This is a genomic window from Cupriavidus sp. PB-02, assembly GCF_058252315.1.
Window position 1 is genome coordinate 1,774,538 of record NZ_CM177695.1, and the last position, 23,512, is coordinate 1,798,049.

The following is a 23,512-nucleotide window of genomic DNA, read 5'->3' on the forward strand; positions in this document are numbered from 1 at the left end:
CCCTACCCACCCTTGCGCCGCCCCCTGCCTGCCTCCGCCGCGGCATCGCGCAACTCCGGCGGCAACGCCCGGATCTCGGCCGCAAAGAACGCACGCTCCGCTGCACGCAGCGAGGGCAACTGTGCAACCAACCGCTCCGCCGCGGCACAGGCCTTCGCCGTCGCGCCCTGCTCATGGGTGAGGTACCACGCCGATTCCAGCAGCAGGTTGGCCAGCTGCAGCGGCCCCAGCCTGACGTGGCCGGCGTCATGGTCCTCCAGCGCGAAGGCCGCCACCGCGGACCAGCGCACAAAGCCCTTGGCCGGCGCGAACGGCGCGTGGAAGGGACGCAGCGCATCGATGGCCTCGGCCACCGAGAGCGGCCGCTGGCGGCGGAACGCGGCCATGCTGGCCGCCGCCGTCGGCACGCCGCTGCCCTCGCCCTTCCCTGCCTGCGGTGCGTCCGGTCCGCTGCTGCCGCGCGCAATGCGCAGCAGGAAGATTGCATTCCAGGCGGTGCCGCCGCCCACGCCGAAACGGTCGCAGATCCATTCCGACAACCCCAGCCAGCGCATCGCCTGCCGCTGCACCGCGCCCGCCGACAACTCGCGTGCCGCATCGATCCGCCCGTGCCGCCAGAACAGCCACAGGCACAGTCCAATATTGGCGGCGGCATGCTGCACGGCATCGACCGAATCCGCTTCATAGGCCGCCTGCAGCGCGCCGGCAAAGGCATCCAGCGCCCGCTGCGCGGCCTGTGCCGGCGGCACCGCGCCGGCGCCTGGCGCTCGCATGGCCTCGGCCTTATGCAGCAGCGCTTCCAGGTTCAGCACCTCAAAGCGCAGTCGCGGGTTGTAGCGCACCACCAGCCCCAGCTCGGCATCGGCGCGCAGCGCGGCCAGTCCCGCGCCGGCGCCATCGTTGTCCCCGCGGGTGTAGCGCTCCCACGCGCTCACCACGTGCCCCATGGCGGCGAAGGTCGGCATCGCCGCGCTGATATCGCCACCCTGCGCCAGCCGGTCGAAGCGCCGCAGCGCGGCCCGGCTTTGCTCCAGCCGGCCGCAGCGGCGCCACGCCAGGCTCTCCTTGAGCAGCGCCAGCGCCTGTTGGAAGGCGTCGGCGGCGCTGCGCTGCGCCGTGCGGAAGAATTCCGCCACGGCCGAGCCGTGCGCGCCGGCATAGCCGTCCTGCGCGCTGCGCATGGCCTGGGTCAGCTGGCTCCAGAAGGCCATGTCGCGCATCACATAGCCGACGCCGTCGATGCTGCCTGGCGCGGGCGCAAGCGCCGCCGCGCTGAAGCCCAGGTGCCGGGCCACTGCAGCCGGTCCCACGGTGCGCCCGTGCACAATGAAGCGCAGGCGCCGCGCGCTCGCGGCCGTGATCCAGAACGGCCCGCGGCTGCGGTGCGCCGGGTTGGCCGTGTCGGGATCGCGCCGCGCATCCGCACCCCACCCGACCGCCACCTGCCAGCGCGCAAAGTCGGCAAACGCGCGCGACACCAGCATGCGTAGGTTGGCCGCCGCCGGGAACGCGCAGCGCACCGCCGACGCCGGCACGCTGCCCTCCCCGGCTCGCTGCGCGTGCCAGATCCGCGCCAGCAGCCACACCGACTGGTAGCGCGCTGGCTGGCCATCAACCCGGTACGGGGCGGACAGGTCGATATGGATGAGGGCGGGAGTGGCTGGCATCGGGCAATCAGGCGTGTTGGTGGCGCGACCCCGGCATGTTACGCAAGTTACAGCGGCGCCGGTTGGCGTTGCCTGGGCGCTCTCCTATGCTGCGCACCACGGTCCGGGCCCGGATTGCCACTCAACTCCAACTCTCCACTGCCATGAACCATCGCCTCGCCCGTTTGTTGACACCGGTGGCCGTCGGCCTCGGCCTGCTGATTTCCACCCTCGCCGCTGTCGCAGCCCCGAAGGAAGTCCCCCTGGAAGCCGCGCCACTTTTTCGCGAGACCGGCACCGCCGGCACCATGGTCATCTACGACCTGCGGCGCGACCGGATGCTGACGTACAACCCGCAACGCGCTGCCACGCAGTACTCGCCGGCGTCGACTTTCAAGATCCTCAACTCGCTGATCGGCCTGGAAAGCGGCGCCGTCGCCGATGTCGACCATGACAAGCTGCCATGGGACGGCAAGGTCTGGCTGGTCGGCGGCAAGGCCATCCTGCCCGAGGCATGCAACGCCGAGGTGCCGCTGCGCGTGGCCTTTCCCAACTCCTGCGTTCCCGCCTACCAGGCGCTGGCACGGCGGGTGGGCAGCGCGGCGTACCGACGCTACCTGAGCGCATCGCACTATGGCAATGCCGACAGCTCCGGGCCGGTCGACCGCTTCTGGCTCAACGGCACGCTGCGGATCTCGGCCTACCAGCAGATCGACTTCCTGAAGGGGTTGGTGCAGCGCACGCTGCCGTTCTCCCCGGCCACGTTCGCGGCCGTGGACGACATCACGGTGATGGAACGCGGCGCCGGCTACACGCTGCATGCCAAGACCGGCTGGGCGGATTCGGCGCAGCCTGCGGTGGGCTGGCTGGTCGGCTGGGTCGAACGCGGTGGCGACAACTACCTCTTTGCGCTCAACCTGGACCTGGTGCGGCCGGAGCATGCCAAGGCACGGATGGAGATTGCACGCGCCGCGCTGCGGCAAGCGGGTGCGCTGTCAGACTGAGGCGGGCGCTTCCTGGCACGGGCTGCCTGGAACGGTAGGACGGCGATGAAATTCAGGCCAAGAGACATATACAGACCGCCTGACCGGTCTCAGCCCGCTGGTTGCAGAAATATTTGCCGCCGGCCGCATCCAAACGGCCGGCTGGTGAGTACAAGCCAATGCAGCCTGCCGGCTGCGTGCACCCTAGCCAAACCAGGAGCCAGACCATGATCCGCCCCACCCTGCTTGTTCCGCTTTCCGCCTGCGTCGCGCTCGCCGCCTGTGCCAGCGACATGCGCCACGGGGGCATGATGGCCGCCCCCGCGGTTGCCGACACCATCCGGGTACCTGCCGGGCACCAGCTCGCCATGCAGACGGTCGGCACCGGCGAGCTGCGCTATATGTGCCGGCCCAAAGCCAATGCCGGCGACCAGTTCGAATGGGCCTTCGTGGGCCCCGACGCCGTACTTAGCGACCGCGGCGGCAAGCCCGTCGGCAAGTACTACGGCCCGCCGGCCACCTGGGAGTCGAACGACGGATCGAAGGTGACCGCCACCCAGGTTGCGATCGCGCCGGGCGGAGATGGCAATATCCCCCATCAATTGGTCAAGGCCAATCCGGCGCAAGGCAGCGGCATGATGACCGGCGTGACGTATATCCAGCGCGTGGCCACCCGCGGCGGGGTTGCACCGGCAGCGGCCTGCGGCGCGGCCAACAGCGGCGCTACGCAGACGGTCCGGTACCAGGCCGATTACCTGTTCTGGAAGGCGGCGGCCTGAGGCAGGCCGGGCGATCGCCGGCAGCTGGAAGCAGGACGCGTTCGAGATGCAAATCGACGAAGCCGGCAGCCTCACCGGCACCAATACCAGCGGCACCCGGGTCTGCACGCTGCAAGGCGCCGTGACGCTGGCGGAGCCTGGCTCGGCCAAAAATCATTATGTCGTGGATGTCGTGGCGGGTACGCCGCCAAAGCCCGGGACAACTTCCTGCGGGTTGTCGGCCTGCCTGCCACACACGGGCTATGCCGCGATCCGGTTCATGCCGGCCGATAGCAGCATCCTGGTCACCAAGGACACGCGCTACAAGCACACGCTGGTGATGTCCGGCCGCACCGGCACCGGCGGGTACTTCGTCACGCAGATGTCGAAGCAGTAAGCCACACGGCGGCGGCCCCGGCGCTGCGAACGGGCCACCGCTAGGCCTTACCTGTCAGCTGCCTCAACCGCTTCTGCACGATCTCCTCATGCAGCGTCAGCGCGGCCTCCAGCGTGGGCGACCCAAAGCTCTCGTTGTCCTGTTCCCCCATGCCCGTCACGCGCGTGACAAAGAGCACCGGATTCCCCATCGCCTCGGCGACGCCCCGGAAGCGCGTGGTGACCGTGGTGCCGCCGCTGTCCTCCAACACGGTGCGGCGGAATACCGGGTCGTTCTCCTCCATCCAGCGTTGCCATTCTTCGCGGCCGGCTACCTGAACCGGCCGGTTCCTTTTGTCGAGGATATAGAAGTGGCTCCAGTTGCCGGGTTCTGCACGGGCTTTCATTGGGGCTCCCCGTTGCCAGTCGTTGCCTTTCCACGCTAGCCGCCGCCGTGACTGCACGCAAGGCGGCGGCGGGCGCGCCCCGCCGCCCGGAACGGCTCATGAGGCGAATACGCCCTCCGGGTTTTCCCGTGGTTGAGTTCTGGGCCCCGGTATCATTTAATTCAGCATGAATTAATTAATACCGCTCGCCCCTGAAGCGAGCCGACAGGACGGAGACAAGATGACCGCATCCAAAGCGGGCCGTGGCGTGAATTCCGCCAGCCTGCGCCTGTATAACGAACGCGCGCTGCTGCTGGCACTGCGCCGCGCCGGCGAGGCCTCCAAGGCCGACCTGGCGCGCATGGCGCAGCTGACCAACACGGCGGTCGGCAGCATCGTGCAGACCCTGGCCGAAGAAGGCCTGATCGAGCAGGCCGGGCGCCGCACCGAAGGCCAGCGCGGCCAGCCTGCCAGCCTGATCCGGCTGCAGCCCAAGGGGGCCTTCGGCATCGGCGTGCGGCTGGACCGGGGCAGCATAGAAGTGGTGATGGTGGACTTTGCCGGCCATATCCTGGCCAGCCGCGCCCATCAGCTGGTGCTGCCCCACCCCGACCAGGCGCTCGAGACCGTGCGGCACGACATCGCGGAGATGCGCGCCCTGCTCAGCGCCGCCGAACAGAAGCGGTTGCTCGGCATCGGCGTGGCGCAGCCGTACAACCTGGGCGCCTGGCTGCGCGAACTCGATGTGCAGGGTGAGGCCTTCCAGGCCAGCTTTCGCGCCTGGGACCAGGCTGACTTCCCGGCGATGCTCAACGCCGCCACCGGATTGCCCGTCTTCAGCGAAAACGACGGCACCGCCGCCGCGGTGGCCGAACTGTTCTACGGCCGGCATCACGCCCAGCACTTCCTCTACGTGTTCCTCGGGCCGGCCATCGGCGGCGGCGTGGTGCTCAACGGCGACTGCGTGCGCGGCGTGTCCGGCAATGCCGGCGATATCGCGATGATGCCGGTGCCCCCGAGCACGCTGTCATCGGCGCCCGCCGTGGCCGGCAACGGCAGGCGACGCGACATCCTGCTATCGCGCGCTTCCCTCAACGCGCTGACGCGCCACCTGCGCCACCACGGCGTGACGGTCAACGGGCACGCCGACCTGCAGCGCCAGGTCGAACTGGCCCACCCGGCGGTCGAGGAATGGATCGACGACTGCGTCGATGCGCTGGCCCCCGCGCTGCAATCCGCGCTGGCGGTACTCGACGTGCCGCTGGTGATCTTCGACGCGGATATCGACGGCGGGCTGGTGCCCACGCTGATCGCGCGCCTGCAGCAGGCGCTGGACGAGAGCGCGCCCGAAGCGCGCGCCCCCGCCACGGTGGTACGCGGCTGCTTTGGCGCCAACGCCGGCGCGGTCGGTGCCGCATCGCTGCCGATGTTCATGAACTTCTCGCCGCGCGCCGAACTGCTTCGGGGTGCGTCCGCCATCGTTCCGGAGGCAAGCCATGCCATTGTCTGAAGCCATGGGGGCGATGCCCCTGCCGCCGCACCTGCACGCCGCGCAGGCAAGCGGCCCCGCTCCCCTGCTCGAACTGCGCAATATCTCCAAGACCTTCCCGGGCGTGAAGGCGCTCAGCAACGTGCAACTCACCGTCCATGCCGGCGAGGTCCATGCGCTGATGGGCGAGAACGGCGCGGGCAAGTCCACGCTGATGAAGATCCTGTCCGGCGCCTATATCGCCGATGGCGGCGGCGAATGCCGCATCGGCGGCGCGCCGGTGGAGATCGACGGCCCGGCCACGGCGCGCGCGCATGGCGTGGCCGTGATCTACCAGGAGCTGAGCCTGGCGCCCAACCTGAGCGTGGCCGAGAACATCTACCTGGGCCGCCACCTGCACCGCCGCGGCATGGTCGACCGCGCCGGCATGGCGCGCGGCTGCGAGGCCACGCTGGCGCGGCTGGGGGCGGATTTCACGCCGGAGACGCCGGTGCATACGCTGTCGATCGCGCAGCGCCAGCTGGTGGAGATCGCCCGCGCGGTGCATTTCGAGACCCGCATCCTGGTGATGGACGAACCCACCACGCCGCTGTCCACGCGCGAGACGGATCGGCTGTTCGCGCTGATCCGCCAGTTGCGCGCCGAAGGCATGGCGATCATCTACATCAGCCATCGCATGGCAGAGATCGATGAGCTGGCCGACCGCGTCACCGTGCTGCGCGACGGCTGCTTCGTCGGCACCCTGGAGCGCGAGCAGCTGACGCGGGCCGCGTTGGTCAAGATGATGGTCGGGCGCGACCTGTCCGGCTTCTACACCCGCACCCATGGCGAGGTCGAGCCGGGCGAGATCATGCTGTCCGTACGCAATATGACCGACGGCCGCCGCGTGCGCGCGTGCAGCTTCGACCTGCGCGCCGGCGAGGTACTGGGCCTGGCCGGGCTGGTCGGCGCCGGCCGGACCGAACTGGCACGGCTGGTCTTTGGTGCCGATGCGCGCACCGAGGGTGCGGTCTTCGTCGCCGGCACGCCGCTGGCCGTCACCAGCCCGCGCCAGGCGATCGATGCCGGCATCGCCTACCTGACCGAGGACCGCAAGCTGCAAGGCCTGTTCCTGGACCAGAGCGTGCACGAGAACATCAACCTGATCGTAGCGGCGCGCGATGCGCTGCGCGGCGGGCGCCTCAACCGCGCCAGCGCGCGGCAACGCACTGCCTCGGCGATCCGGTCGCTCGGCATCCGCGTGGCGCATCCGCAGATCAATGTGGGGTCGCTGTCCGGGGGCAACCAGCAGAAGGTGATGCTGTCGCGCTTGCTGGAAACGCGGCCGCGCGTGCTGATCCTGGACGAGCCCACGCGCGGCGTGGATATCGGCGCCAAGGCGGAGATCTACCGGCTGATCAATGAGCTGGCGCGTTCCGGCGTGGCGGTGCTGCTGATTTCCAGCGAACTGCCAGAGGTGGTCGGGTTGTGCGACCGCGTGCTGGTGATGCGCGAGGGAGAGCTGGTTGGCGAGGTGCCGGGCAGTGCCGATGCCGCGGCCATGCAGGAGCAGATCATCGCGCTTGCCACGGGGGCCGGCCAGCCCACCCTGCACTAATCGAAGCGGGCTGTTTGCTCCCCGCTCCCATGAAGTGGGAGAGCGGAGCAAACAAGCGATTTCGGAAACGCCATAGCAAAAGCCACCTCGGACACGAACACGACCGCCCCAAGACAAACCGGCCGACACAGGCCCGACATTCAGCGATCAGGAGACACCATGCGCAATCCCCTCCATCCCACGGCCCACGCGGCCGCGGCTGCCGCCCCTGCCAACCGCCCTGCCCTGGCCGGCGCCACTGGCCGCGCCACCACGCAGGAACGCCTGCGCGCTCTCGGCATGCTGCCGGTGCTGGTGCTGCTGTGCCTCGGCTTCTCGCTGCTGACCGAGAACTTCGCCAGCCTGCAGAACCTCTCCATCATCGCGCAGCAGGCGTCGATCAACCTGGTGCTGGCCGCGGGCATGACCTTCGTGATCCTGACCGGCGGCATCGACCTGTCGGTCGGGTCGATCCTGTCGGTGTCCGCGGTGGTGGCAATGCTGGTATCGCTGATGCCGCAACTCGCCGCGCTGAGCGTGCCGGCGGCGCTGCTGTGCGGCCTGCTGTTCGGCCTGGTCAACGGCGCGCTGATCGCCTTCATGAAGCTGCCGCCCTTTATCGTGACGCTCGGCAGCCTGACCGCGGTGCGCGGGCTGGCGCGCCTGGTAGGCAATGACAGCACGGTCTACAACCCGGATATCGGCTTTGCCTTCATTGGCAACGGCGACCTGCTGGGCGTGCCGTGGCTGGTGGTGATCGCCGCCGCCGTGGTGGCGGTGTCGTGGGTGGTGCTGCGCCGCACGGTGCTGGGCCTGCAGATCTACGCGGTCGGCGGCAATGCCGAGGCGGCGCGCCTGTCGGGCATCAAGGTGTGGGTGGTGCTGCTGTTCGTCTACGCGGTGTCGGGGCTGCTGTCCGGGCTGGGCGGCGTGATGTCGGCGTCGCGGCTGTATGCGGCCAACGGGCTGCAGCTGGGCCAGTCGTATGAACTCGATGCGATCGCCGCGGTGATCCTGGGCGGCACCAGCTTCGTTGGCGGCGTCGGCTCCATTGCCGGCACGCTGGTGGGCGCGCTGATCATCGCGGTGCTGTCCAACGGGCTGATCCTGCTGGGTGTGTCGGATATCTGGCAATACATCATCAAGGGCCTGGTGATCATCGGCGCCGTGGCGCTCGACCGCTATCGCCAGAAGGGCTCTGCCCGTACCTGACAGTCGGCCCGACAGGAGACAGATCGTGATCCAACCCATCCTCAACGCCCTGGCGGCAGGCACCCTCGCCATGGTGTGTGCGCTCCCCGCCGTGGCACAGACGCCGGCGCAGCCTGCGTCCGCGCCAGCCCAGCAACGCCAGCTGAAAAAAGTCGGCGTGACACTGGGTTCCCTCGGCAACCCGTATTTCGTCGCCCTGGCGCGTGGCGCCGAGGCCGCGGCCCGGCAGGTCAATCCGCAGGCCAAGGTGACGGTGCTGTCGGCAGACTATGACCTGAACAAGCAGTTCACCCATATCGACAGCTTTATCGTCGCCAAGGTCGACCTGATCCTGATCAACGCCGCCGATGCGCGCGCGATCGAGCCGGCGGTACGCAAGGCGCGCAAGGCAGGCATCGTGGTGGTGGCGGTCGACGTTGCCGCCGCCGGCGCCGACGCCACCGTGCAGACCGACAACACCCAGGCCGGCGAGCTGGCCTGCGGCTATATCGCCGAGCAGCTCAAGGGACGCGGCAACGTGATCATCCAGAACGGCCCGCCGGTGTCGGCGGTGCTCGACCGCGTCAAGGGCTGCAAGACGGTGCTTGCGCGGCATCCGCAGATCCGCATCCTGTCCGACGACCAGGATGCCAAGGGTTCGCGCGAAGGCGGGCTGAACGTGATGCAGCTGTACCTGACGCGCTTCCCGAAGGTGGATGCGGTCTTCACCATCAACGATCCACAGGCCGTGGGCGCGGACCTGGCCGCGCGCCAGCTCAACCGCCGCGGCATCCTGATCGCCTCGGTCGACGGCGCGCCGGATATCGAGGCCGCGCTGAAGGCCGACACGCTGGTGCAGGCCTCGGCCAGCCAGGACCCGTGGGCCATCGCGCGCACGGCGGTGCAGCTCGGCGTGGACATGATGAACGGCCAGCGCCCCGCCAACCCGACCGTGCTGCTGCCGTCCACGCTGGTGACGCGCGCCAATGTCGGCCAATACAAAGGCTGGGCCACGCCGCGCTGAAGGCATGACCGGCCCCTCCACCCCTCTACTTCCTTTGACATGATGCACAGCCACCCTGCCGGCGCTTCGGTTCCCCAAGCTTCCCCGGAATTCGATTTCGTACTGTTCGGCGCCACCGGCGACCTGGCGCGGCGCAAGCTGCTGCCGGCGCTGTTCGACGCGCACGCCGCCGGCTCGCTACATCCACGCGGACGCATCCTGGCGCTGGGCAGCCAGCCGCTGGCGCATGACGCGTATCTGTCGATGCTCAACGATGAAGTGCTGCCGGGACTGGCCGGCAACGCGGCGGCTTCGGCCTGGCAGGGTTTTCTCGACCGCATCGTCTACCTGCAGGTCGATGCCAACGCCGACGGCGGCTTCGATGCGCTGGCCGAACTGGTCAATGCACGCGCCGCAGCGGTGGTGGTGTGCTACCTCGCCACCGCACCGCACCTGTTCGTCAGGATCTGCGAGCAGCTGGCGCGCGTGGGCCTGGCCGGCGAGCGCAGCCGCGTGGTGCTGGAGAAACCGCTCGGCCACGACCTGGCCTCGTCCGAAGCGATCAACGCCGAAGTGGCGCGCCACTTTGCCGAGGACCGCATCTACCGGATCGACCACTACCTGGGCAAGGAGTCGGTGCAGAACCTGATGGCGGTGCGCTTCGGAAACGTGCTGTTCGAACCGCTGTGGCGGCGTGAATGGGTGCGGCAGGTGCAGATCACGATTGCCGAAGAACTCGGCGTGGAGCGCCGCGGCAACTTCTACGACGGCATCGGCGCGCTGCGCGACATGGTGCAGAACCACCTGCTGCAGCTGCTGTGCATGGTGGCGATGGAACCGCCCACCAGCCTGTCTGAAGACGCCATCCGCGACGAGAAGCTGAAGATCCTGAAGGCACTGCGTCCGATCCGCCCCGAGGACGTCGCCGAGAAAGTGGTACGCGGCCAGTACTGCCGCGGCGCGGCCGGCGGCGATCCCGTGCCCGGCTACTCGAGCGAAGCGGGCATCGCCCCCGACAGCCGCACCGAGACCTTCGTCGCCATCCGCGCCGAGATCGCCAACTGGCGCTGGGCCGGCGTGCCGTTCTACCTGCGCACCGGCAAGCGCATGCAATCGCGCGTGGCGGAGATCGTGATCCACTTCCACGACGTGCCCTACCCGCTGTTCCCGCATCCGCTGGGCACCACGCCGGGCAACCGGCTGGTGATCACGCTGCAGCCGGAGGAAAGCATCCGGCTGTATTTCCTGACCAAGCAGCCGGGCGATACGCAGGCACTGCTGCCCGCCTCGCTCGACCTGCAGCTGACCAGCGCCGCGCCGCGCGTGCGCCGCGTCGGCGCGTATGAACGGCTGCTGCTCGACGTGATCCGCGGCCGGCTGGGCCTGTTCGTGCGGCGCGACGAACAGGTGCAGGCGTGGCGCTGGGTCGCACCGATCCTGAAGGCGTGGGAGAACACCACCGCGCCGCCCAAGCTGTACACCGCCGGCACCTGGGGGCCGGCGGCCTCCAGCGCCCTGCTGTCGCGCGATGGCCTGGCCTGGCATGAAGAGATGTAGTCCGAGTATTGCAGAGGAACCGAGATGACCACTTCCCTACCCGCCTGGCATGCCCTGCGCACGCACGCCGATACCCTGCGCGGCGCCCATATGCGCGACTGGTTCGCTGGCCCGCACGGCCAGGCGCGCGCCGAACGCTATGTCGCGGAAGCCTGCGGCCTGACGCTCGATTACGCCAAGAACCGCATCACTGACGAGACCCTGGCGCTGCTGTTCGCACTGGCCGCACAGGCACGGGTGGGCGAGCGGCGCGACGCCATGTTCGCCGGCGAAGCGGTCAACACCACCGAACACCGCGCCGCGCTGCATATCGCGCTGCGCGCCTATCCCGAGGACGGCTATCGCGCGCTCGGCGTGGCGGTCGGTGACGATGTCGCCGGGGTGCTGGCGCAGATGGCGCGCTTTGCCGGCGCGGTGCGCAGCGGCGCGTGGACGGGCTTCGACGGGCGTGCCATCACGGATGTTGTCAATATCGGCATCGGCGGTTCGGACCTGGGCCCGCGCATGGTATGCCGCGCGCTGGCCGACCCGCAAGCCGCCGGCCCGCGCCTGCACTTCGTCGCCAATGTCGACGGCAGCGACCTCGCCCGCACGCTGGCCACGCTCGATGCCGCCACCACGCTGGTGATCGTCTGCTCCAAGACCTTCACCACGCTGGAGACCATGGCCAATGCGCGTACCGCGCGCGACTGGTTCCTGCATCAGGGCGCAACCCAGGCGGCGCTGGCGCGGCATTTCGTGGCGGTGTCGACCAATCGCGAGGCCGTGGCCGCATTCGGCATCGACCCGGCCAATATGTTCCCGTTCTGGGACTGGGTCGGCGGGCGCTTCTCGCTGTGGTCGGCGGTGGGGTTGTCGATTGCCGTGGGCATCGGCTTCGACCGTTTCCGGCAGCTGCTCGACGGAGCGCGTGCGATGGACCTGCATTTCGCGGGCGCGCCACCGGCGCAAAACCTGCCGATGATCCTCGGCCTGCTCGATGTCTGGTATCGCAGCTTCCTCGGCGCCGGCAGCCGCTGCGTCGCGCCGTACTGCGAACCGCTGGAACTGCTGCCGGCCTTCCTGCAGCAGCTGGAGATGGAAAGCAACGGCAAGTCCGTGCGGCTGGATGGCCGCACCCTCGACGCCGGCTCGGCGGCGGTGGTATGGGGCACGACCGGCACCAACGGCCAGCACGCCTACTTCCAGATGATGCACCAGGGCTCGCAACTGGTTCCGGTAGACTTCATTGCCACGCTGGAACCGGTCTGCGACCTGCCCGGCCACCATACCAAGCTGCTCGCCAACTGCTTTGCGCAGGGCGAAGCGCTGCTGCGCGGACGCACCGCCGACGAAGTACGCGCCGAAGGCGTGTCCGATGAAACGCTGGTGCCGCACCTGGTCTTCGAAGGCAACCGGCCCAGCAATACGCTGCTGATGCAGCGGCTGAACCCGTTCCACCTGGGCGCGCTGCTGGCGTTGTCGGAGCACCGCACCTTCGTGCAGGGCGCGTTGTGGCAGATCAATTCCTTCGACCAGTGGGGCGTGGAACTCGGCAAGAAGCTGGCCGGGCCGATCCAGCGCGAGCTGGAAGGCGCACCGGCAGGTAGCGCCGCCGCGCACGATGCCTCGACCGCCGCGCTGATCCGCCGGGCACAGGCGGTGCGCACCGCGGTGGCCGGCTGAGTGGGCAGCGCAAAACCAAGACATCACAGGAGACAGCAATGTCCATGCCCCTTCCTCGCTACGTTGTATTTGGCGAGGCGCTGACCGACATGGTCCGCCAGCCCGACGGCAGCTGGCTGGGCCTGCCCGGCGGCTCCTGCTGGAACGTGGCCCGCGTCGGCGCCCGGCTGGGGATCGCCACCGCGTTCGCCGGCGCGGTGAGCCAGGACCTGTTCGGCGACGACCTGGCGCTGGCCAGCGCCGAAGCCGGGCTGGACGACCGCTTCCTGCAGCGCGTAGCGCGCTCGCCTTTCCTCGCCTTTGTTGCGTCGCGCCATCCGCCGCAATATTTCTTTGTCGGCGATGACAGCGCGGACCTGCATTTTGACCCGGCCCGCCTGCCCGCAGGCTGGCGGCAGGCGGCAGAGGTGGTGCATTTCGGCTCGATCAGCCTGGTGCGCCAGCCGCTGGCGGCACGGCTTTGCGAAGAAGCCACGCTGGCCGCGCAGGCGGGCAAGCGGATTGCCTTCGATCCCAACTTCCGCGACCTGATGCGCGCGTCCGGCTACGGCGACGTCCTCGCTCACATGCTGCGGCTGGCCAGCTACGTCAAGATCTCCGACGAAGACCTGGCCGGACTCTTTCCCGCGCTCGATACCAACGCAGCACTGGCGCACGTACGCGGCATGGCGCCCAATGCCACTGTCATGCTGACGCGCGGCGCGCATGGCATGACCTTGCTCAAGGGCAGCGTTGCCGTCGAGCAGCCCGCGCTGACCGTCGAGGTGGCAGACACCGTCGGCTGTGGCGATGCGGCGATGGGAGGCTGGATGGCCGGCGTGCTGTCCGGCGCCGCGGCCGACCTTGCGGCGCAGGCGCGGCTGGCTGCCGCCGCGGCGGCCATCGCTGCGACCTGGGCCGGCGCGTATCCGCCGCGGCGCGAGGAAGTGGAAGCATTGTTGGCTGCTATGGCATGAAGGCCGGCGCCAGGCGCCGCAAGCCGATCAGCTATGGGAAAGCCGGAGCCAGTAGGGAATGCCCTTTGGGAAAGCTCTAAATACGCGCCAGATTTCGAGAAAGTAAGCCCTTCGTTAGATCCTGCAGCAAAAGGAGTGAATGATGAGCGGCAACCTCAAGATCGGCATCGCCTCACTGGAAGACTTCAAGGCCCGCACCATGGCTATCGCCCGCGGCGAACTCAAGCCCGGAAAGAATGAGCCCAAGGTCTGGTTTCAATCGCTGGACGTGCTGGCCAAGGTCCTGTCCCCAGCCAATCGCCAATTGCTCGCGCTGATCGCCGAAACGAATCCAGAATCGCTCGAAGATCTGTCGGTGAAAACAGGACGCGCCGTGTCGAACCTGTCGCGGACGCTCCGCACGATGGAGGGCTACGGCCTGATTCACTTCGAGCAAGGCCCACGCCGCAGGCTTGCACCGCGCGTTGACTACAGCGGTGTTGAACTTGAGCTTGCCTTCACTAGCGCACGCTGACATGGGGCGGCTGGATGGCCGGCGTGCTCGCCGCTACCGGAGGAACGCCGGCGACAGCAGACGCAGCCCGATCGTAAAGAAGCGCTCGCCGGTACCGCCGCCGAACACATTGCCGTAGGTGGTATCGACCTGCACCCGGTCCTGCACCACCCAGAAGCGGAACCCCGCCTGAAACGACGGCTTGCCGCGATTCTCGCCAAAGGTCTCGGCTATCAGATAGACGCGCGGGTGCAGCTGGGTTTCCGTGCCGATGCCCCATGTCATGCGGCTCTGGTCGTTCTCGGTGTCGCGGTTGGCGCCCACATTCAGGTGCGCGACAAAGCGGTCGTCGGCAAACGAGAACGACACCGGCACGTTCAAATACAAGTTGCCGAACAGCTTGCTTTGCTCAGCATTGGGATGGTGGATGGCGCCCGCTGACAAAGCAATGCCGTAACCGTTGGTCTCCAGCGGCTTCAGCAGGGTCTTGGCCTGGAACTGCACGTTGGTGGCATCGAACGCGCCATCGACCCGCTGCAACGAACCGCCCAGCGTCAGCTCCAGGTTGCCGGTGAAGTTGCAGCCCGGCAGCGCCCAGTACTCGTTGCCGCCCGACTGGAACTGCATCCAGGACTCTAGCTGGCAGGACTTGGGATCGACGATACGCGCATCGTCGGTGATCAGCGGCCGGGCCGCGAAGGCCGGACCGGATGCGGCGGCCACCAGGACCGCCATTGCAGCAAGACGAACGAAAAACCGGTGCCACACCATGGCAACCCTCCTGAACAACAAGCAGCGGCGTGGCAGGCGAGGATACACGCCGGCCGTGACACGACAAACAAAGGACAGGAAGGAGGAGGAAGACGGCGCGGCTGCGCGCTGGCGCCCGGCCGCAATCAATACAGCCCGCCATGGCGATACTGCAGCAAAAGACTACAGTTGTTCAGCTTGCCATGGCGGCTCGGGGAACTCCCCTTCCGCGAGAATGACTGGGACAACTGTCCACGGATAGCTCCGCTTGTGAAAACCGAGCGCAGTGTAATGCGTGGCTTGCAGCCTGGTCAACCCGACCCAGCGCCGAGCCAATGTACAGTCGGCTGCGGTGGAGCGCCCATCGAGATCGTGCGCCAGTACGCTGATCGCCACCTACACCGGCCCGATCCCTGGCGGCGTTCTCCGAATTGTTCCCGGCACGTCGTGCAGTCGATCGGCCCGCCGGTAGCTCCAATTTCGTGGTGACGATCTTCGGCGACTTTGCCTCGTTCATCATCACCTGGCCACACCGGCAGCAGCATGGCCACCACGATTTACGTGATGATCGCCGCCGCCATCAGCGGCGGCGTAGCGCTTCACGAACCCGCCTTGTACTGCGTCTCCTTGACGATCCTGGCCCATCGGGCCGCGTCTTCGGCAATCGTGCTGGCGAACTGCTCCGGCGTGCTGCCCACGGCTTCGTAGTCGATCGCCGCCAGCCGCTGCCGGATCTCCGGCAGCGCCACGATGCGATTCACCTCCTGGTTCAGCCGCGTGACGATCTCCTTCGGCGTGCCGGCAGGTGCCAGCAAACCCGCCCAGGAATTGAACGCCATGCCGTCGAAGCCAGCTTCCTGCATGGTCGGCACGTCCGGCAGCGCCGGCGAGCGCCTGGACGCGAACACCGCCAGCGGCCGCAGCTTGCCGGCCTTGATCATCGCCATCGAATTGAACGGATCGATGGTCATGTCCACCTCGCCCGCCACCACCGCCTGCATCTGCGGCCCGGTGCCGCGGTAAGACACGCTGACGATATCGGGCGTGCCCGCGGTTGATTTGAAGGTGGCGCCGATCAGCTCGATCATGCTGCTGCCGGCCGACAGGCTCAGCGGCTTGCTCTTCGATTTGGCCAGCGCCACGAACTCCTGCACCGTCTTCGCCGGGACCGAAGGATGGACCACCATCACGAAGCCGATATTGCTGATCAGCGAAATCGGCGCAAAGCTCTTCAGCGGCTCGTAGCCGGCCTTGTACAGCAGCGGGCTGAGCGTCTGCGCGCCGGCGCTGTTCAGCAGCAGCGTATAGCCGTCGGGCGCCGCGCGCGCCACGATGTCGGTGCCGATGATGCCGTTGGCGCCGGGGCGGTTCTCCACCACCACCGACTGCTTCAGCGCCTCGCCCAGCTTCTGCGAGATCAGCCGCGCGACCACATCGGTGGCGCCGCCGGGGGCGAACGGCACCACCATGCGGATCGGCTTGCTGGGGTAGGTATCGCTCCAGGCCTGTGCGGGCATGGCGCCCAGCACGGCGGCGCACAGCATCAGGCGGCGACGCAGGTTCGGTTTCATCGGGGCTGTCTCCAGGATGGCGGTTGTCGATAGCCCGCGCCGGCACGGCGCGCGGCGGTGCAGCAATGCCGGCAGCTCAGCAGCGGCCGGGCGCGGACAACGGGGGAGACAAGGACGGCACGGCCGCGGGGCGCCCGATGCGGTTCGGAAAGCGGTCGGGAACGGCGTGGCGGTACGCAGGCTGACCGGGGCGTCCAGGCATGGCTGTCTCCATTCGGCGGCGGTGCAGACCCGGGGTTCGCACCGTCCGATATTCATATTTATGAATTTGATTTTACGCACATAAATTTCCACGTCAACCGAGGGTATGTGCGGACAGCGGTGCCAGTGATGATTTCGACCGGCTTACTGCTCAGCTAAGTCCGAAGCGCTCCAGCGTCCCGCCAAGCCCCAGCAACTCAACCATGGTCTTGCCTTCCACCAACTGTTGGCGCATCCAGTCTTCCTTCTCTTCCCGCTCGGCGCTTTTTGCGAGCACAGACTCCACCTCCCCGGCAGCGACCACCACCAGTCCGTCACGGTCCCCGACAACGAAATCGCCGGGAGCAATCGATACCCCGCCCACGCACACCGGCACATTGACCTTGCCAGGCTGGTTCTTGTTGGTGCCCTTGATCGACAGCCCGCGGCAGAACACCGGGAAGCCCATTTCGATAATTGCACTGCCGTCGCGTACGGCGCCGTTGATCACCAGGCCCGCCAAACCCACTTGTTGGGCAGCAAGGGTCAGCACGTCGCCCCACGGTCCCGCTTCAGTAAAGCCCTTGGCGTCGAGCACCAGCACGTCGCCGGGGCGCGCCTTGGTCAGCGCGTAGTGGACCATCAGGTTGTCGCCGGGACGCAGGTCCACGGTGAGGGCGGGCCCGGCCATCCTGAGCGTCGGGTCCAGCGGCTTCAGGCCGCCGTCCAGCGCGCCCTTCTGGCCTTGCGCTTCGTGCAGGGTTGCGGTGCCGAAGGCCTTCAGGCGTTCGAGTTGTTGTGGCGTCGAGGAATGGATCATGGCGATGCAGATAGTGGAATAACGGAGCGATTGCAGGGCGATACCACGCGCGCTTAGTCGACGGTCGCGCCTGAGCGCTTGACGACCGACTCCCACAGCGGCAGCTCCTTGCTAATGAAGGACCGGAACTGCGCCACCGTGCCACTGACATCACGGGAGCCCAGCTCGGCGAGCTTCGCTGCCACGCTTGTGTCGTGCAGCACGCGGTTGAGTTCGGCGTTGAGGCGATCGACCAATGTCTTCGGCGTCTCGGCAGGGACAAACAGCCCGTACCAGTTCTCGATCACGAAGTTGGGGAAGCCGATCTCCTGCATGGTCGGCACGTCAGGCAGCGTGCTGGCACGCTGGGCGCCGGTGGTCGCCAGCGGGCGGATGCGGCCAGACTTGAGCTGCGGCGCGAGTGCCGTGGTGGTTTCGAACGCAATCGGCACCTGGCCCGCCAGCACATCGCTGAGCGCAGGGCCCTGACCACGGTACGGCACGTGCAGCATGTCGAGATGCTTGTCGAGCTTCATCAGTTCGCCAGCCAGATGCTGCGGGCTGCCGCTGCCGCCGGATGCATAGCTGTATTTGCCCGGCGACGACTTGACCAGCTCCACCAGTTGCGGCGCGGTCTTCGCAGGGACGGACTGGTTGACATACAGCACCAGCGGGACCGACGCGACCATGCCCACGGGCGCCAGGTCCTTCACCGGGTCGATCTTCAGCTTGTAGAGATTGCGGTTGATCACGATGCCGGTGTTATTGCCCAGCAGTACCGTGCAACCGTCCGCTTTGGCGCGGGCGACGAACTCGGTGCCGATATTGCTGCTGGCCCCGCCTTTGTTGTCAACGATGACCGTGGTGCCAAGACCCTTGGACAATCCGGGTGCCATGATGCGCGCCAGGATGTCGGTGGTGCCGCCCGGCGGATAGGGAGAGACCAGCCGGACGGTCGGGCACGGGTAAGCCGCTTCCGCCTGAGCATGCGACGCGACGCCGGCAAAGGTGAGGCACAGCATGGCGCCGCACAATACATTGAATGCGTGGCGGTCCCCGCGCATCGCGCGGGTGTTGAAGGTGTCGGGCATTGATTGTCTCCGTGATTCGGGCCGATACGCCGGTCGGACTGCCGGCTTTGGCCCGAAGGCCGCCTTAGCCGGCGGCGCGTTGCAGCGTGTGGTAGCCGTGCTGGCGGCGGGCTTCCGACAGCGTTGCGCCAGCCAGTGCTGCCGCCAGGATCTTTTCTTCGGCGGCGCGCGTGGCCAGCGCCTTGCGGAACACTTCCTCCGCCCTGCCCTGCGGCACCACGACGATGCCGTCGGCATCGCCGACGACAAAATCGCCGGCGCAAACCCGTACCTCGCCAAGACTCACCGGTACGCGCAACGCTTCCACCTGCACCCGGTCCTTGCCAGTGCGCATGAAGCGGCCGCGGGCATAAAGACGGTAGTTGGCCTGCTCGGCCTCCTCCGTGTCGCGGCAAACGCCGTTGATGACCGTACCTGCGATGCCACGATGCGCGGACAGCGCGCTGAGGATGCCGCCCCAGACGGTGCAGTCGGTGCGGCCGCCGTTGTCGAGCACCACGACGGCGCCGGCGGGCACTTCATCGAGGTAGTCGCCGACGCTGCCGGGTGCTGCCGTATCCACCGGCGCGTAGCGCACGGTATAGGCCTGGCCGAACAGCTTGCCTGCCCCCGCAATGCGCCCGATGCCGTGCGCACTGCCGGGCAGCCGGAAAAAGTCCAGCGCGTCGGCAACCTCAGCGGTGGTCAGTGCCTTCGCTGCTTCGATCCAGTCGGCTTGTGTCTCCTGCGTCATCGCTCACTCCCTGTGTTGATGCAATGGAGTTTCGAGTAAAGTAACGACGAGATCAAACATCGTTTTTTGGATATAACTTCATAAAAAATGAACCAAAGGCAGCTCCGCTACTTTTGCGAGGTGGTCGACGCCGGCAGCGCGGCCGAGGCGGCAAAGCGGCTCTTCGTCGCGCCGACGGCGATCAGCATGCAGCTTGCGCAACTGGAGGAAAGCGTGGGCGCGCCACTGTTCGACCGCACGCACCGGCCCATGACGCTGACGGCAGTGGGCCGTTTTCTTTATCCGCGGGCTAAAGATGTGCTGACCATGCTGGGCAGGCTGGAGGAGGAAACGCGCGCCGTTGCAACGGGCAGCGGCGGCTGGCTCGGCATCGGCTTTACCCGCTCGGCGATCTTCAGCATCCTGCCCGCTGCGGTACGGCGCTTTCGCGCGGCGCGGTCCAATGTCAAGGTAGACCTGCTGGAGCTGCTGTCGGAACACCAGCCGGAGCAGTTGAGGCGCGGGCGTATCGATATCGGCATCTCGCGCTATGTCGGCGTCTTCGAACAAGCGCCGGACCTGTCGTACACGCCGCTGTTCCATGATCCGTTCGTCGCCGCCGTGCCCGCGAGCAGCAGCCTGGGCAGGCGCAAGACGATACGCGCGGCCGAACTGAACGGGATGTCGCTGATCCGGTATCCGAAGGACCCGCAGAGCGGCTTCGCGGCGCACATGATGGCGCTGCTGCGCGATGCCGGCGTGGAATGCGTGGCGGGACACGAGGCGATCGAGATCCACACCGCGCTTGGCCTCGTGGCCGCGGGCCTGGGTTTTACGCTGGTCGGGCGTTCGGTGGCCGATGGCAACCGCTCCGATATCGCCTTTGTCCCGATCACGGGGCTCAAGGGCACGGCGACCATTGTCGCGGTCACGCGCAAGGGCGACGACAGCGCGCTGGTATCTTCATTCCTTGCCGCGCTGCAGGCCGATGCGCGTGACTGAAGGACTGGGCGTGGTGCGCTACGCCCCCGCTGCACGCAGGTGATCAAGCAGCTTCTTCGCCTCGGGCAGCATTCCTGCTTCCGTCTTCACCCCCAGCCACAACGTGCGCGACGCCCAGGCGTCGGACAGGTAGATCGCTTGCAGGCCGGTACCCAACAGCTCCGGCCGCACCGCGCCATCCGGCAGCACTCCGATCCCCAGCCCGGCCTCGATCATCCGGCAGATGGCATCAAAGCTGCTGACCTGGATCCTCAGCTTCACGACCTTGTCCAGTGCGGAAGCGGCATCGGTCAGGCGCTGCAGCAGGGAGCTGCCCTGGTTCAGCCCGACATAGTCATGCTCGAGGGTCTCCTCGAAGCTCACCTCGGACCGTGTCGCCAGCGGGTGGCCGCGAGGCACCAGCACGACCAGGCGGTCATGCCGGTAGGCAAATTTCTCGATGTCATATGCGGGCACGTTGTCGGCAAAGACGCCGAGATCGGTCTCGCCGGAAACCAGTGCCGCCACCACGTCCTGGCTCAGGCGCTCTTCCAGGCTGATGCGGATCATGGGCTGCGCGGCGAGGAAGGCCGCGATATCGCCGGGCAGGAACTGGATCACCGCTGAGGTATTGGCCCAGACCTTGACGTGCCCGCGCACGCCGATGGCGAAGTCGCTCATGTCGCCCGCCATCCGGTTGACCTGGTCCAGCACGCTGCGCGCATGGTGGACCAGCTCATGCCCCGCGGGCGTGAGTTCGAGCCCGCGCCGGACCCGCAGGAACAGGGCGCAGTCCACCGTGCGCTCCAGGTCGGCGATCCGCTTGCTCAGCGCCGACAGCGTCATGTGGGACTTGTTCGCGGCCTGGGTCAGGCCGCCGGTCTGGGCCACCAGCAGGAAGATGCGAAGCGACTGGAGATCGAAATGGGCGGGATTGATCATGGACGGCCTTCGCTCCATGCAGGAGCCCGTTGTCCTGGCTGACGCGGCCAGCAGCATTGAAATTCCGGAAAGGCTAGTGAAGCGCTTTTGGCTTGTCAATTGGGGGCCAGCGCCAGAATGGCCGTACTTCCCTTTCCCCACAGGAAAGGTTGGTTGAAAAACCATTGATTATCAAGCGCCGGTTTTTGACCCACTATCGCCTGCACACAGTGGGAGCCATGGTCATGGAACGAACGAAGTCAAAGCCCCTTGCAGGCATACGCGTGCTGGAACTGGGGCAGCTGATTGCAGGGCCGTTTGCCGCACGCATGCTGGCCGCATTCGGCGCTGAAGTCATCAAGGTCGAACCGCCGGGCACCGGCGATCCGCTGCGCAAATGGCGGATGTTGCACCAGGGGACTTCGGTCTGGTGGGAAGCGCAGTCGCGCGACAAGCAGTCCGTCACCCTGGACCTGCGCACACCGGAAGGCCAGGACGTCGCGCGCCACCTCGCGGCGCAATGCGACGTGCTGATCGAGAACTTCCGCCCCGGCACGCTGGAAGGCTGGGGTCTGGGCTGGGACCGGCTGCAGGCGCTCAATCCGGGCCTGGTGATGCTGCGGGTTTCCGGCTATGGCCAGAGCGGCCCTTACCGGGACCGTCCCGGTTTCGGGGTCATCGGCGAGGCAATGGGCGGGCTGCGCCACCTGAGCGGCGAGCCCGGCCGCACGCCGGTGCGCGTGGGGGTTTCCATCGGCGACTCGCTGTCCGCCTTGCATGGCGTGATCGGCGTGCTGCTGGCGCTGCGCCACCGCGAGCAGAACGACGGCAAGGGCCAGGTCGTCGACGTCGCCCTGTACGAGTCGGTCTTCAACATGATGGAAAGCCTGCTGCCGGAATACTCGGTGTTCGGCGCCGTGCGCGAGCCGGCGGGCAGCAGCCTGCCGGGCATTGCGCCCACCAACGCCTATCGCTGCGCCGACGGCAAGTACGTGCTGGTTGCCGGCAATGGCGATGGCATCTTCCGGCGGCTGATGGAGATGATCGGCCGGCCCGACCTGCGCGACGATCCCGCGCTGGCGCACAACGACGGCCGGGTCGCCCAGGTCGGCAGGCTCGATGCCGCCATCGGCGAATGGGCGGCACAACGCGGCCTGGACGAGGCACTGGACGCGCTCAATGCCGCGCGCATCCCCGCCGGCAGGATCTACGACATCGCCGATATCGCCGGCGATCCGCACTACCGTGCGCGCGACATGATCCTCGACGCGCAACTGCCCGACGGCACGCCCGTCCAGTTGCCGGGCATCGTCCCGAAGCTGAGCGATACCCCCGGCGAACTGCCCAACCCCGCGCCCACGCTCGGCCAGCACACCGATGAGGTGCTCGCGGGCCTGGGCATCGGCACCGCGCAACGCGCCGCCTGGCGCGCCGCGGGCATCATCTGACAAGGAGACCGGCATGCATGCCAAGCGAGTACATATCCAGGAAGTCGCCACGCGCGACGGCTTCCAGAACGAGGCCCGGTTTGTCGAAACCGACGACAAGGTCGCGCTGATCGACGACCTGAGCGCGTGCGGCTACGCCAAGATCGAGGTCACCTCCTTCACCTCGCCCAAGGCGATCCCTGCGCTGCGCGACGCCGAAGCCGTGATGCATCGCATTACCAGGCGCGAGGGCGTGGTCTATACCGTGCTCGTCCCCAATGTGCGCGGCGCCGAACGCGCGCTGTCCTGCCAGGTCGACGAGGTCAACCTGGTGATGTCGGTCAGCGAAAGCCACAACCGCACCAACCTGCGCATGTCGCGCGAGCAATCGTTCGCGCAGCTCGCGGACGTGATCCGCGTCGTGCGCGCAACGCCGACCGCGATCAATGTGTCCTTGTCAACGGCGATGGGCTGCCCCATGGAGGGCGACGTGCCGCTGGAGCAGGTGCTCGGCTGGATGCAGCGCTTCGCGGACCTGGGGGTACACGGCGTGACGCTGTGCGACACCACCGGCATGGCCTTTCCGTCGCAGGTCGGCACGCTGTGCGCGGCCGCGCGCCGGCAATTCCCGGGGCTCGAACTGACGCTGCACTTCCACAACACCCGCGGACTCGCGCTTGCCAACACGCTCGCCGCGCTGGACCAGGGCATCGACCGTTTCGACGCTTCGCTTGGCGGCCTCGGCGGTTGCCCCTATGCGCCGGGCGCGACCGGCAATGTCTGCACCGAGGAACTGGTCCACATGCTGGAGCTGGATGGCTATGACACCGGCGTCGACCTGCCGAGGATCCTGGGCGCATCCGCCCGGCTGCCCGGCCTGATCGGCCACGACGTCCCGAGCCAGTTGCTCAAGGCAGGCCGTCGCCTTGACCTGCATCCGATGCCGGCGGCGGATGCCGTGCCTGAGCAGCAGGCCTTCCGCGCGCCTGCGGCCTAGAACAT

At 67.6% G+C, this 23,512-nt stretch carries 22 protein-coding genes and 1 pseudogene; 15 read left to right on the forward strand and 8 right to left on the reverse strand.

Going from position 1 to position 23,512, the window contains the following annotated elements; genetic code table 11:
* Positions 1–2 precede the first annotated feature (2 nt).
* Positions 3–1,667 (reverse strand): hypothetical protein, encoded by a 1,665-nt coding sequence (locus AC10V3_RS28885; protein WP_022538791.1) that lies wholly within the window; start codon positions 1,665–1,667, stop codon positions 3–5.
* A gap of 143 nt (positions 1,668–1,810) precedes the next feature.
* Between AC10V3_RS28885 and blaOXA the strand changes: the two genes are divergently transcribed.
* The 3 genes from blaOXA to AC10V3_RS28900 all read left to right on the forward strand — a co-directional run bounded on the left by blaOXA (position 1,811) and on the right by AC10V3_RS28900 (position 3,784).
* Positions 1,811–2,650 carry an OXA-1206 family carbapenem-hydrolyzing class D beta-lactamase gene (blaOXA, locus tag AC10V3_RS28890; protein ID WP_490923829.1) on the forward strand — a complete coding sequence of 280 codons (840 nt, stop codon included), beginning with the start codon at positions 1,811–1,813 and terminating at the stop codon, positions 2,648–2,650.
* Positions 2,651–2,856: 206 nt separating this feature from the next.
* The gene (locus tag AC10V3_RS28895) at positions 2,857–3,408 is read left to right on the forward strand and encodes a DUF3455 domain-containing protein (RefSeq protein ID WP_022538793.1); all 552 of its coding nucleotides are present in this window, start codon (positions 2,857–2,859) and stop codon (positions 3,406–3,408) included.
* A gap of 46 nt (positions 3,409–3,454) precedes the next feature.
* Positions 3,455–3,784, forward strand: a complete 330-nt coding sequence (locus AC10V3_RS28900; RefSeq protein WP_022538794.1) for a hypothetical protein — start codon at positions 3,455–3,457, stop codon at positions 3,782–3,784.
* Positions 3,785–3,824: 40 nt separating this feature from the next.
* On the opposite strand, the gene AC10V3_RS28905 is transcribed toward AC10V3_RS28900, so the two are convergent.
* Positions 3,825–4,169 (reverse strand): hypothetical protein, encoded by a 345-nt coding sequence (locus AC10V3_RS28905; protein ID WP_022538795.1) that lies wholly within the window; start codon positions 4,167–4,169, stop codon positions 3,825–3,827.
* Between the two features lie 220 nt (positions 4,170–4,389).
* On the opposite strand from AC10V3_RS28905, the gene AC10V3_RS28910 reads away from it, so the two are divergent.
* From AC10V3_RS28910 to AC10V3_RS28945, 8 genes are all read left to right on the forward strand, one after another.
* A complete protein-coding gene (locus AC10V3_RS28910) occupies positions 4,390–5,658 on the forward strand; it encodes an ROK family protein (protein ID WP_022538796.1) in 1,269 nt (422 codons plus the stop codon).
* Positions 5,659–5,671: 13 nt separating this feature from the next.
* The gene (locus tag AC10V3_RS28915; protein WP_041681796.1) at positions 5,672–7,234 is read left to right on the forward strand and encodes a sugar ABC transporter ATP-binding protein; all 1,563 of its coding nucleotides are present in this window, start codon (positions 5,672–5,674) and stop codon (positions 7,232–7,234) included.
* A gap of 159 nt (positions 7,235–7,393) precedes the next feature.
* Positions 7,394–8,425 (forward strand): ABC transporter permease subunit, encoded by a 1,032-nt coding sequence (locus AC10V3_RS28920; protein WP_022538798.1) that lies wholly within the window; start codon positions 7,394–7,396, stop codon positions 8,423–8,425.
* A 70-nt stretch (positions 8,426–8,495) separates the two neighbouring features.
* Positions 8,496–9,428, forward strand: coding sequence for an ABC transporter substrate-binding protein (locus AC10V3_RS28925; RefSeq protein WP_041682100.1), 933 nt, complete (start codon positions 8,496–8,498; stop codon positions 9,426–9,428).
* Positions 9,429–9,467: 39 nt separating this feature from the next.
* Positions 9,468–10,964 (forward strand): glucose-6-phosphate dehydrogenase, encoded by a 1,497-nt coding sequence (zwf, locus tag AC10V3_RS28930; protein ID WP_022538800.1) that lies wholly within the window; start codon positions 9,468–9,470, stop codon positions 10,962–10,964.
* A 24-nt stretch (positions 10,965–10,988) separates the two neighbouring features.
* Positions 10,989–12,629, forward strand: a complete 1,641-nt coding sequence (gene pgi, locus AC10V3_RS28935; RefSeq protein WP_022538801.1) for a glucose-6-phosphate isomerase — start codon at positions 10,989–10,991, stop codon at positions 12,627–12,629.
* 38 nt (positions 12,630–12,667) lie between these two features.
* The gene (locus AC10V3_RS28940; RefSeq protein ID WP_022538802.1) at positions 12,668–13,585 is read left to right on the forward strand and encodes a carbohydrate kinase family protein; all 918 of its coding nucleotides are present in this window, start codon (positions 12,668–12,670) and stop codon (positions 13,583–13,585) included.
* A 139-nt stretch (positions 13,586–13,724) separates the two neighbouring features.
* Positions 13,725–14,099 carry an HVO_A0114 family putative DNA-binding protein gene (locus tag AC10V3_RS28945; RefSeq protein ID WP_374063720.1) on the forward strand — a complete coding sequence of 125 codons (375 nt, stop codon included), beginning with the start codon at positions 13,725–13,727 and terminating at the stop codon, positions 14,097–14,099.
* A 33-nt stretch (positions 14,100–14,132) separates the two neighbouring features.
* On the opposite strand, the gene AC10V3_RS28950 is transcribed toward AC10V3_RS28945, so the two are convergent.
* Entirely contained in the window at positions 14,133–14,849 is a 717-nt protein-coding gene (locus AC10V3_RS28950; protein WP_041681797.1) for a PA4824 family protein, read from the reverse strand.
* Between the two features lie 364 nt (positions 14,850–15,213).
* On the opposite strand from AC10V3_RS28950, the pseudogene AC10V3_RS28955 reads away from it, so the two are divergent.
* Positions 15,214–15,536, forward strand: a pseudogene (locus AC10V3_RS28955) (hypothetical protein); the annotation flags it as partial.
* Here AC10V3_RS28955 and AC10V3_RS28960 read toward each other — a convergent pair.
* The 4 genes from AC10V3_RS28960 to AC10V3_RS28975 all read right to left on the reverse strand — a co-directional run bounded on the left by AC10V3_RS28960 (position 15,428) and on the right by AC10V3_RS28975 (position 19,202).
* Positions 15,428–16,399 (reverse strand): Bug family tripartite tricarboxylate transporter substrate binding protein, encoded by a 972-nt coding sequence (locus AC10V3_RS28960; RefSeq protein WP_022538805.1) that lies wholly within the window; start codon positions 16,397–16,399, stop codon positions 15,428–15,430. The pseudogene AC10V3_RS28955 and the gene AC10V3_RS28960 sit on opposite strands and share 109 nt — an antisense overlap.
* Before the next feature lie 352 nt (positions 16,400–16,751).
* Positions 16,752–17,399: a 4-carboxy-4-hydroxy-2-oxoadipate aldolase/oxaloacetate decarboxylase gene (locus tag AC10V3_RS28965; protein ID WP_022538806.1), complete on the reverse strand. Its 648-nt coding sequence runs from the start codon at positions 17,397–17,399 to the stop codon at positions 16,752–16,754.
* Positions 17,400–17,452: 53 nt separating this feature from the next.
* Entirely contained in the window at positions 17,453–18,469 is a 1,017-nt protein-coding gene (locus AC10V3_RS28970; RefSeq protein ID WP_490923830.1) for a Bug family tripartite tricarboxylate transporter substrate binding protein, read from the reverse strand.
* Between the two features lie 64 nt (positions 18,470–18,533).
* A complete protein-coding gene (locus tag AC10V3_RS28975) occupies positions 18,534–19,202 on the reverse strand; it encodes an RraA family protein (RefSeq protein ID WP_022538808.1) in 669 nt (222 codons plus the stop codon).
* Positions 19,203–19,289: 87 nt separating this feature from the next.
* Here AC10V3_RS28975 and AC10V3_RS28980 point away from each other — a divergent pair, with 87 nt between their 5' ends.
* The gene (locus AC10V3_RS28980; protein ID WP_022538809.1) at positions 19,290–20,183 is read left to right on the forward strand and encodes a LysR family transcriptional regulator; all 894 of its coding nucleotides are present in this window, start codon (positions 19,290–19,292) and stop codon (positions 20,181–20,183) included.
* Between the two features lie 18 nt (positions 20,184–20,201).
* Here the strand turns inward: AC10V3_RS28980 and AC10V3_RS28985 are convergent, their stop codons facing one another.
* Entirely contained in the window at positions 20,202–21,104 is a 903-nt protein-coding gene (locus tag AC10V3_RS28985) for a LysR family transcriptional regulator (protein WP_022538810.1), read from the reverse strand.
* 224 nt (positions 21,105–21,328) lie between these two features.
* Between AC10V3_RS28985 and AC10V3_RS28990 the strand changes: the two genes are divergently transcribed.
* Together AC10V3_RS28990 and AC10V3_RS28995 are read left to right on the forward strand one after the other, a co-directional pair.
* Entirely contained in the window at positions 21,329–22,531 is a 1,203-nt protein-coding gene (locus AC10V3_RS28990; RefSeq protein ID WP_041682104.1) for a CaiB/BaiF CoA transferase family protein, read from the forward strand.
* A gap of 13 nt (positions 22,532–22,544) precedes the next feature.
* Entirely contained in the window at positions 22,545–23,507 is a 963-nt protein-coding gene (locus AC10V3_RS28995) for a hydroxymethylglutaryl-CoA lyase (RefSeq protein ID WP_022538812.1), read from the forward strand.
* Positions 23,508–23,512 lie beyond the last annotated feature (5 nt).

Coding starts and splice junctions, on each gene's coding strand:
- AC10V3_RS28885 (WP_022538791.1), bottom strand. CDS start 1,667: ATGCCAGCCACTCCCGCCCTCATCCATATCGACCTGTCCGCCCCGTAC.
- blaOXA (WP_490923829.1), top strand. CDS start 1,811: ATGAACCATCGCCTCGCCCGTTTGTTGACACCGGTGGCCGTCGGCCTC.
- AC10V3_RS28895 (WP_022538793.1), top strand. CDS start 2,857: ATGATCCGCCCCACCCTGCTTGTTCCGCTTTCCGCCTGCGTCGCGCTC.
- AC10V3_RS28900 (WP_022538794.1), top strand. CDS start 3,455: ATGCAAATCGACGAAGCCGGCAGCCTCACCGGCACCAATACCAGCGGC.
- AC10V3_RS28905 (WP_022538795.1), bottom strand. CDS start 4,169: ATGAAAGCCCGTGCAGAACCCGGCAACTGGAGCCACTTCTATATCCTC.
- AC10V3_RS28910 (WP_022538796.1), top strand. CDS start 4,390: ATGACCGCATCCAAAGCGGGCCGTGGCGTGAATTCCGCCAGCCTGCGC.
- AC10V3_RS28915 (WP_041681796.1), top strand. CDS start 5,672: ATGCCCCTGCCGCCGCACCTGCACGCCGCGCAGGCAAGCGGCCCCGCT.
- AC10V3_RS28920 (WP_022538798.1), top strand. CDS start 7,394: ATGCGCAATCCCCTCCATCCCACGGCCCACGCGGCCGCGGCTGCCGCC.
- AC10V3_RS28925 (WP_041682100.1), top strand. CDS start 8,496: ATGGTGTGTGCGCTCCCCGCCGTGGCACAGACGCCGGCGCAGCCTGCG.
- zwf (WP_022538800.1), top strand. CDS start 9,468: ATGATGCACAGCCACCCTGCCGGCGCTTCGGTTCCCCAAGCTTCCCCG.
- pgi (WP_022538801.1), top strand. CDS start 10,989: ATGACCACTTCCCTACCCGCCTGGCATGCCCTGCGCACGCACGCCGAT.
- AC10V3_RS28940 (WP_022538802.1), top strand. CDS start 12,668: ATGTCCATGCCCCTTCCTCGCTACGTTGTATTTGGCGAGGCGCTGACC.
- AC10V3_RS28945 (WP_374063720.1), top strand. CDS start 13,725: ATGATGAGCGGCAACCTCAAGATCGGCATCGCCTCACTGGAAGACTTC.
- AC10V3_RS28950 (WP_041681797.1), bottom strand. CDS start 14,849: ATGGTGTGGCACCGGTTTTTCGTTCGTCTTGCTGCAATGGCGGTCCTG.
- AC10V3_RS28960 (WP_022538805.1), bottom strand. CDS start 16,399: ATGAAACCGAACCTGCGTCGCCGCCTGATGCTGTGCGCCGCCGTGCTG.
- AC10V3_RS28965 (WP_022538806.1), bottom strand. CDS start 17,399: ATGATCCATTCCTCGACGCCACAACAACTCGAACGCCTGAAGGCCTTC.
- AC10V3_RS28970 (WP_490923830.1), bottom strand. CDS start 18,469: ATGCCCGACACCTTCAACACCCGCGCGATGCGCGGGGACCGCCACGCA.
- AC10V3_RS28975 (WP_022538808.1), bottom strand. CDS start 19,202: ATGACGCAGGAGACACAAGCCGACTGGATCGAAGCAGCGAAGGCACTG.
- AC10V3_RS28980 (WP_022538809.1), top strand. CDS start 19,290: ATGAACCAAAGGCAGCTCCGCTACTTTTGCGAGGTGGTCGACGCCGGC.
- AC10V3_RS28985 (WP_022538810.1), bottom strand. CDS start 21,104: ATGATCAATCCCGCCCATTTCGATCTCCAGTCGCTTCGCATCTTCCTG.
- AC10V3_RS28990 (WP_041682104.1), top strand. CDS start 21,329: ATGGAACGAACGAAGTCAAAGCCCCTTGCAGGCATACGCGTGCTGGAA.
- AC10V3_RS28995 (WP_022538812.1), top strand. CDS start 22,545: ATGCATGCCAAGCGAGTACATATCCAGGAAGTCGCCACGCGCGACGGC.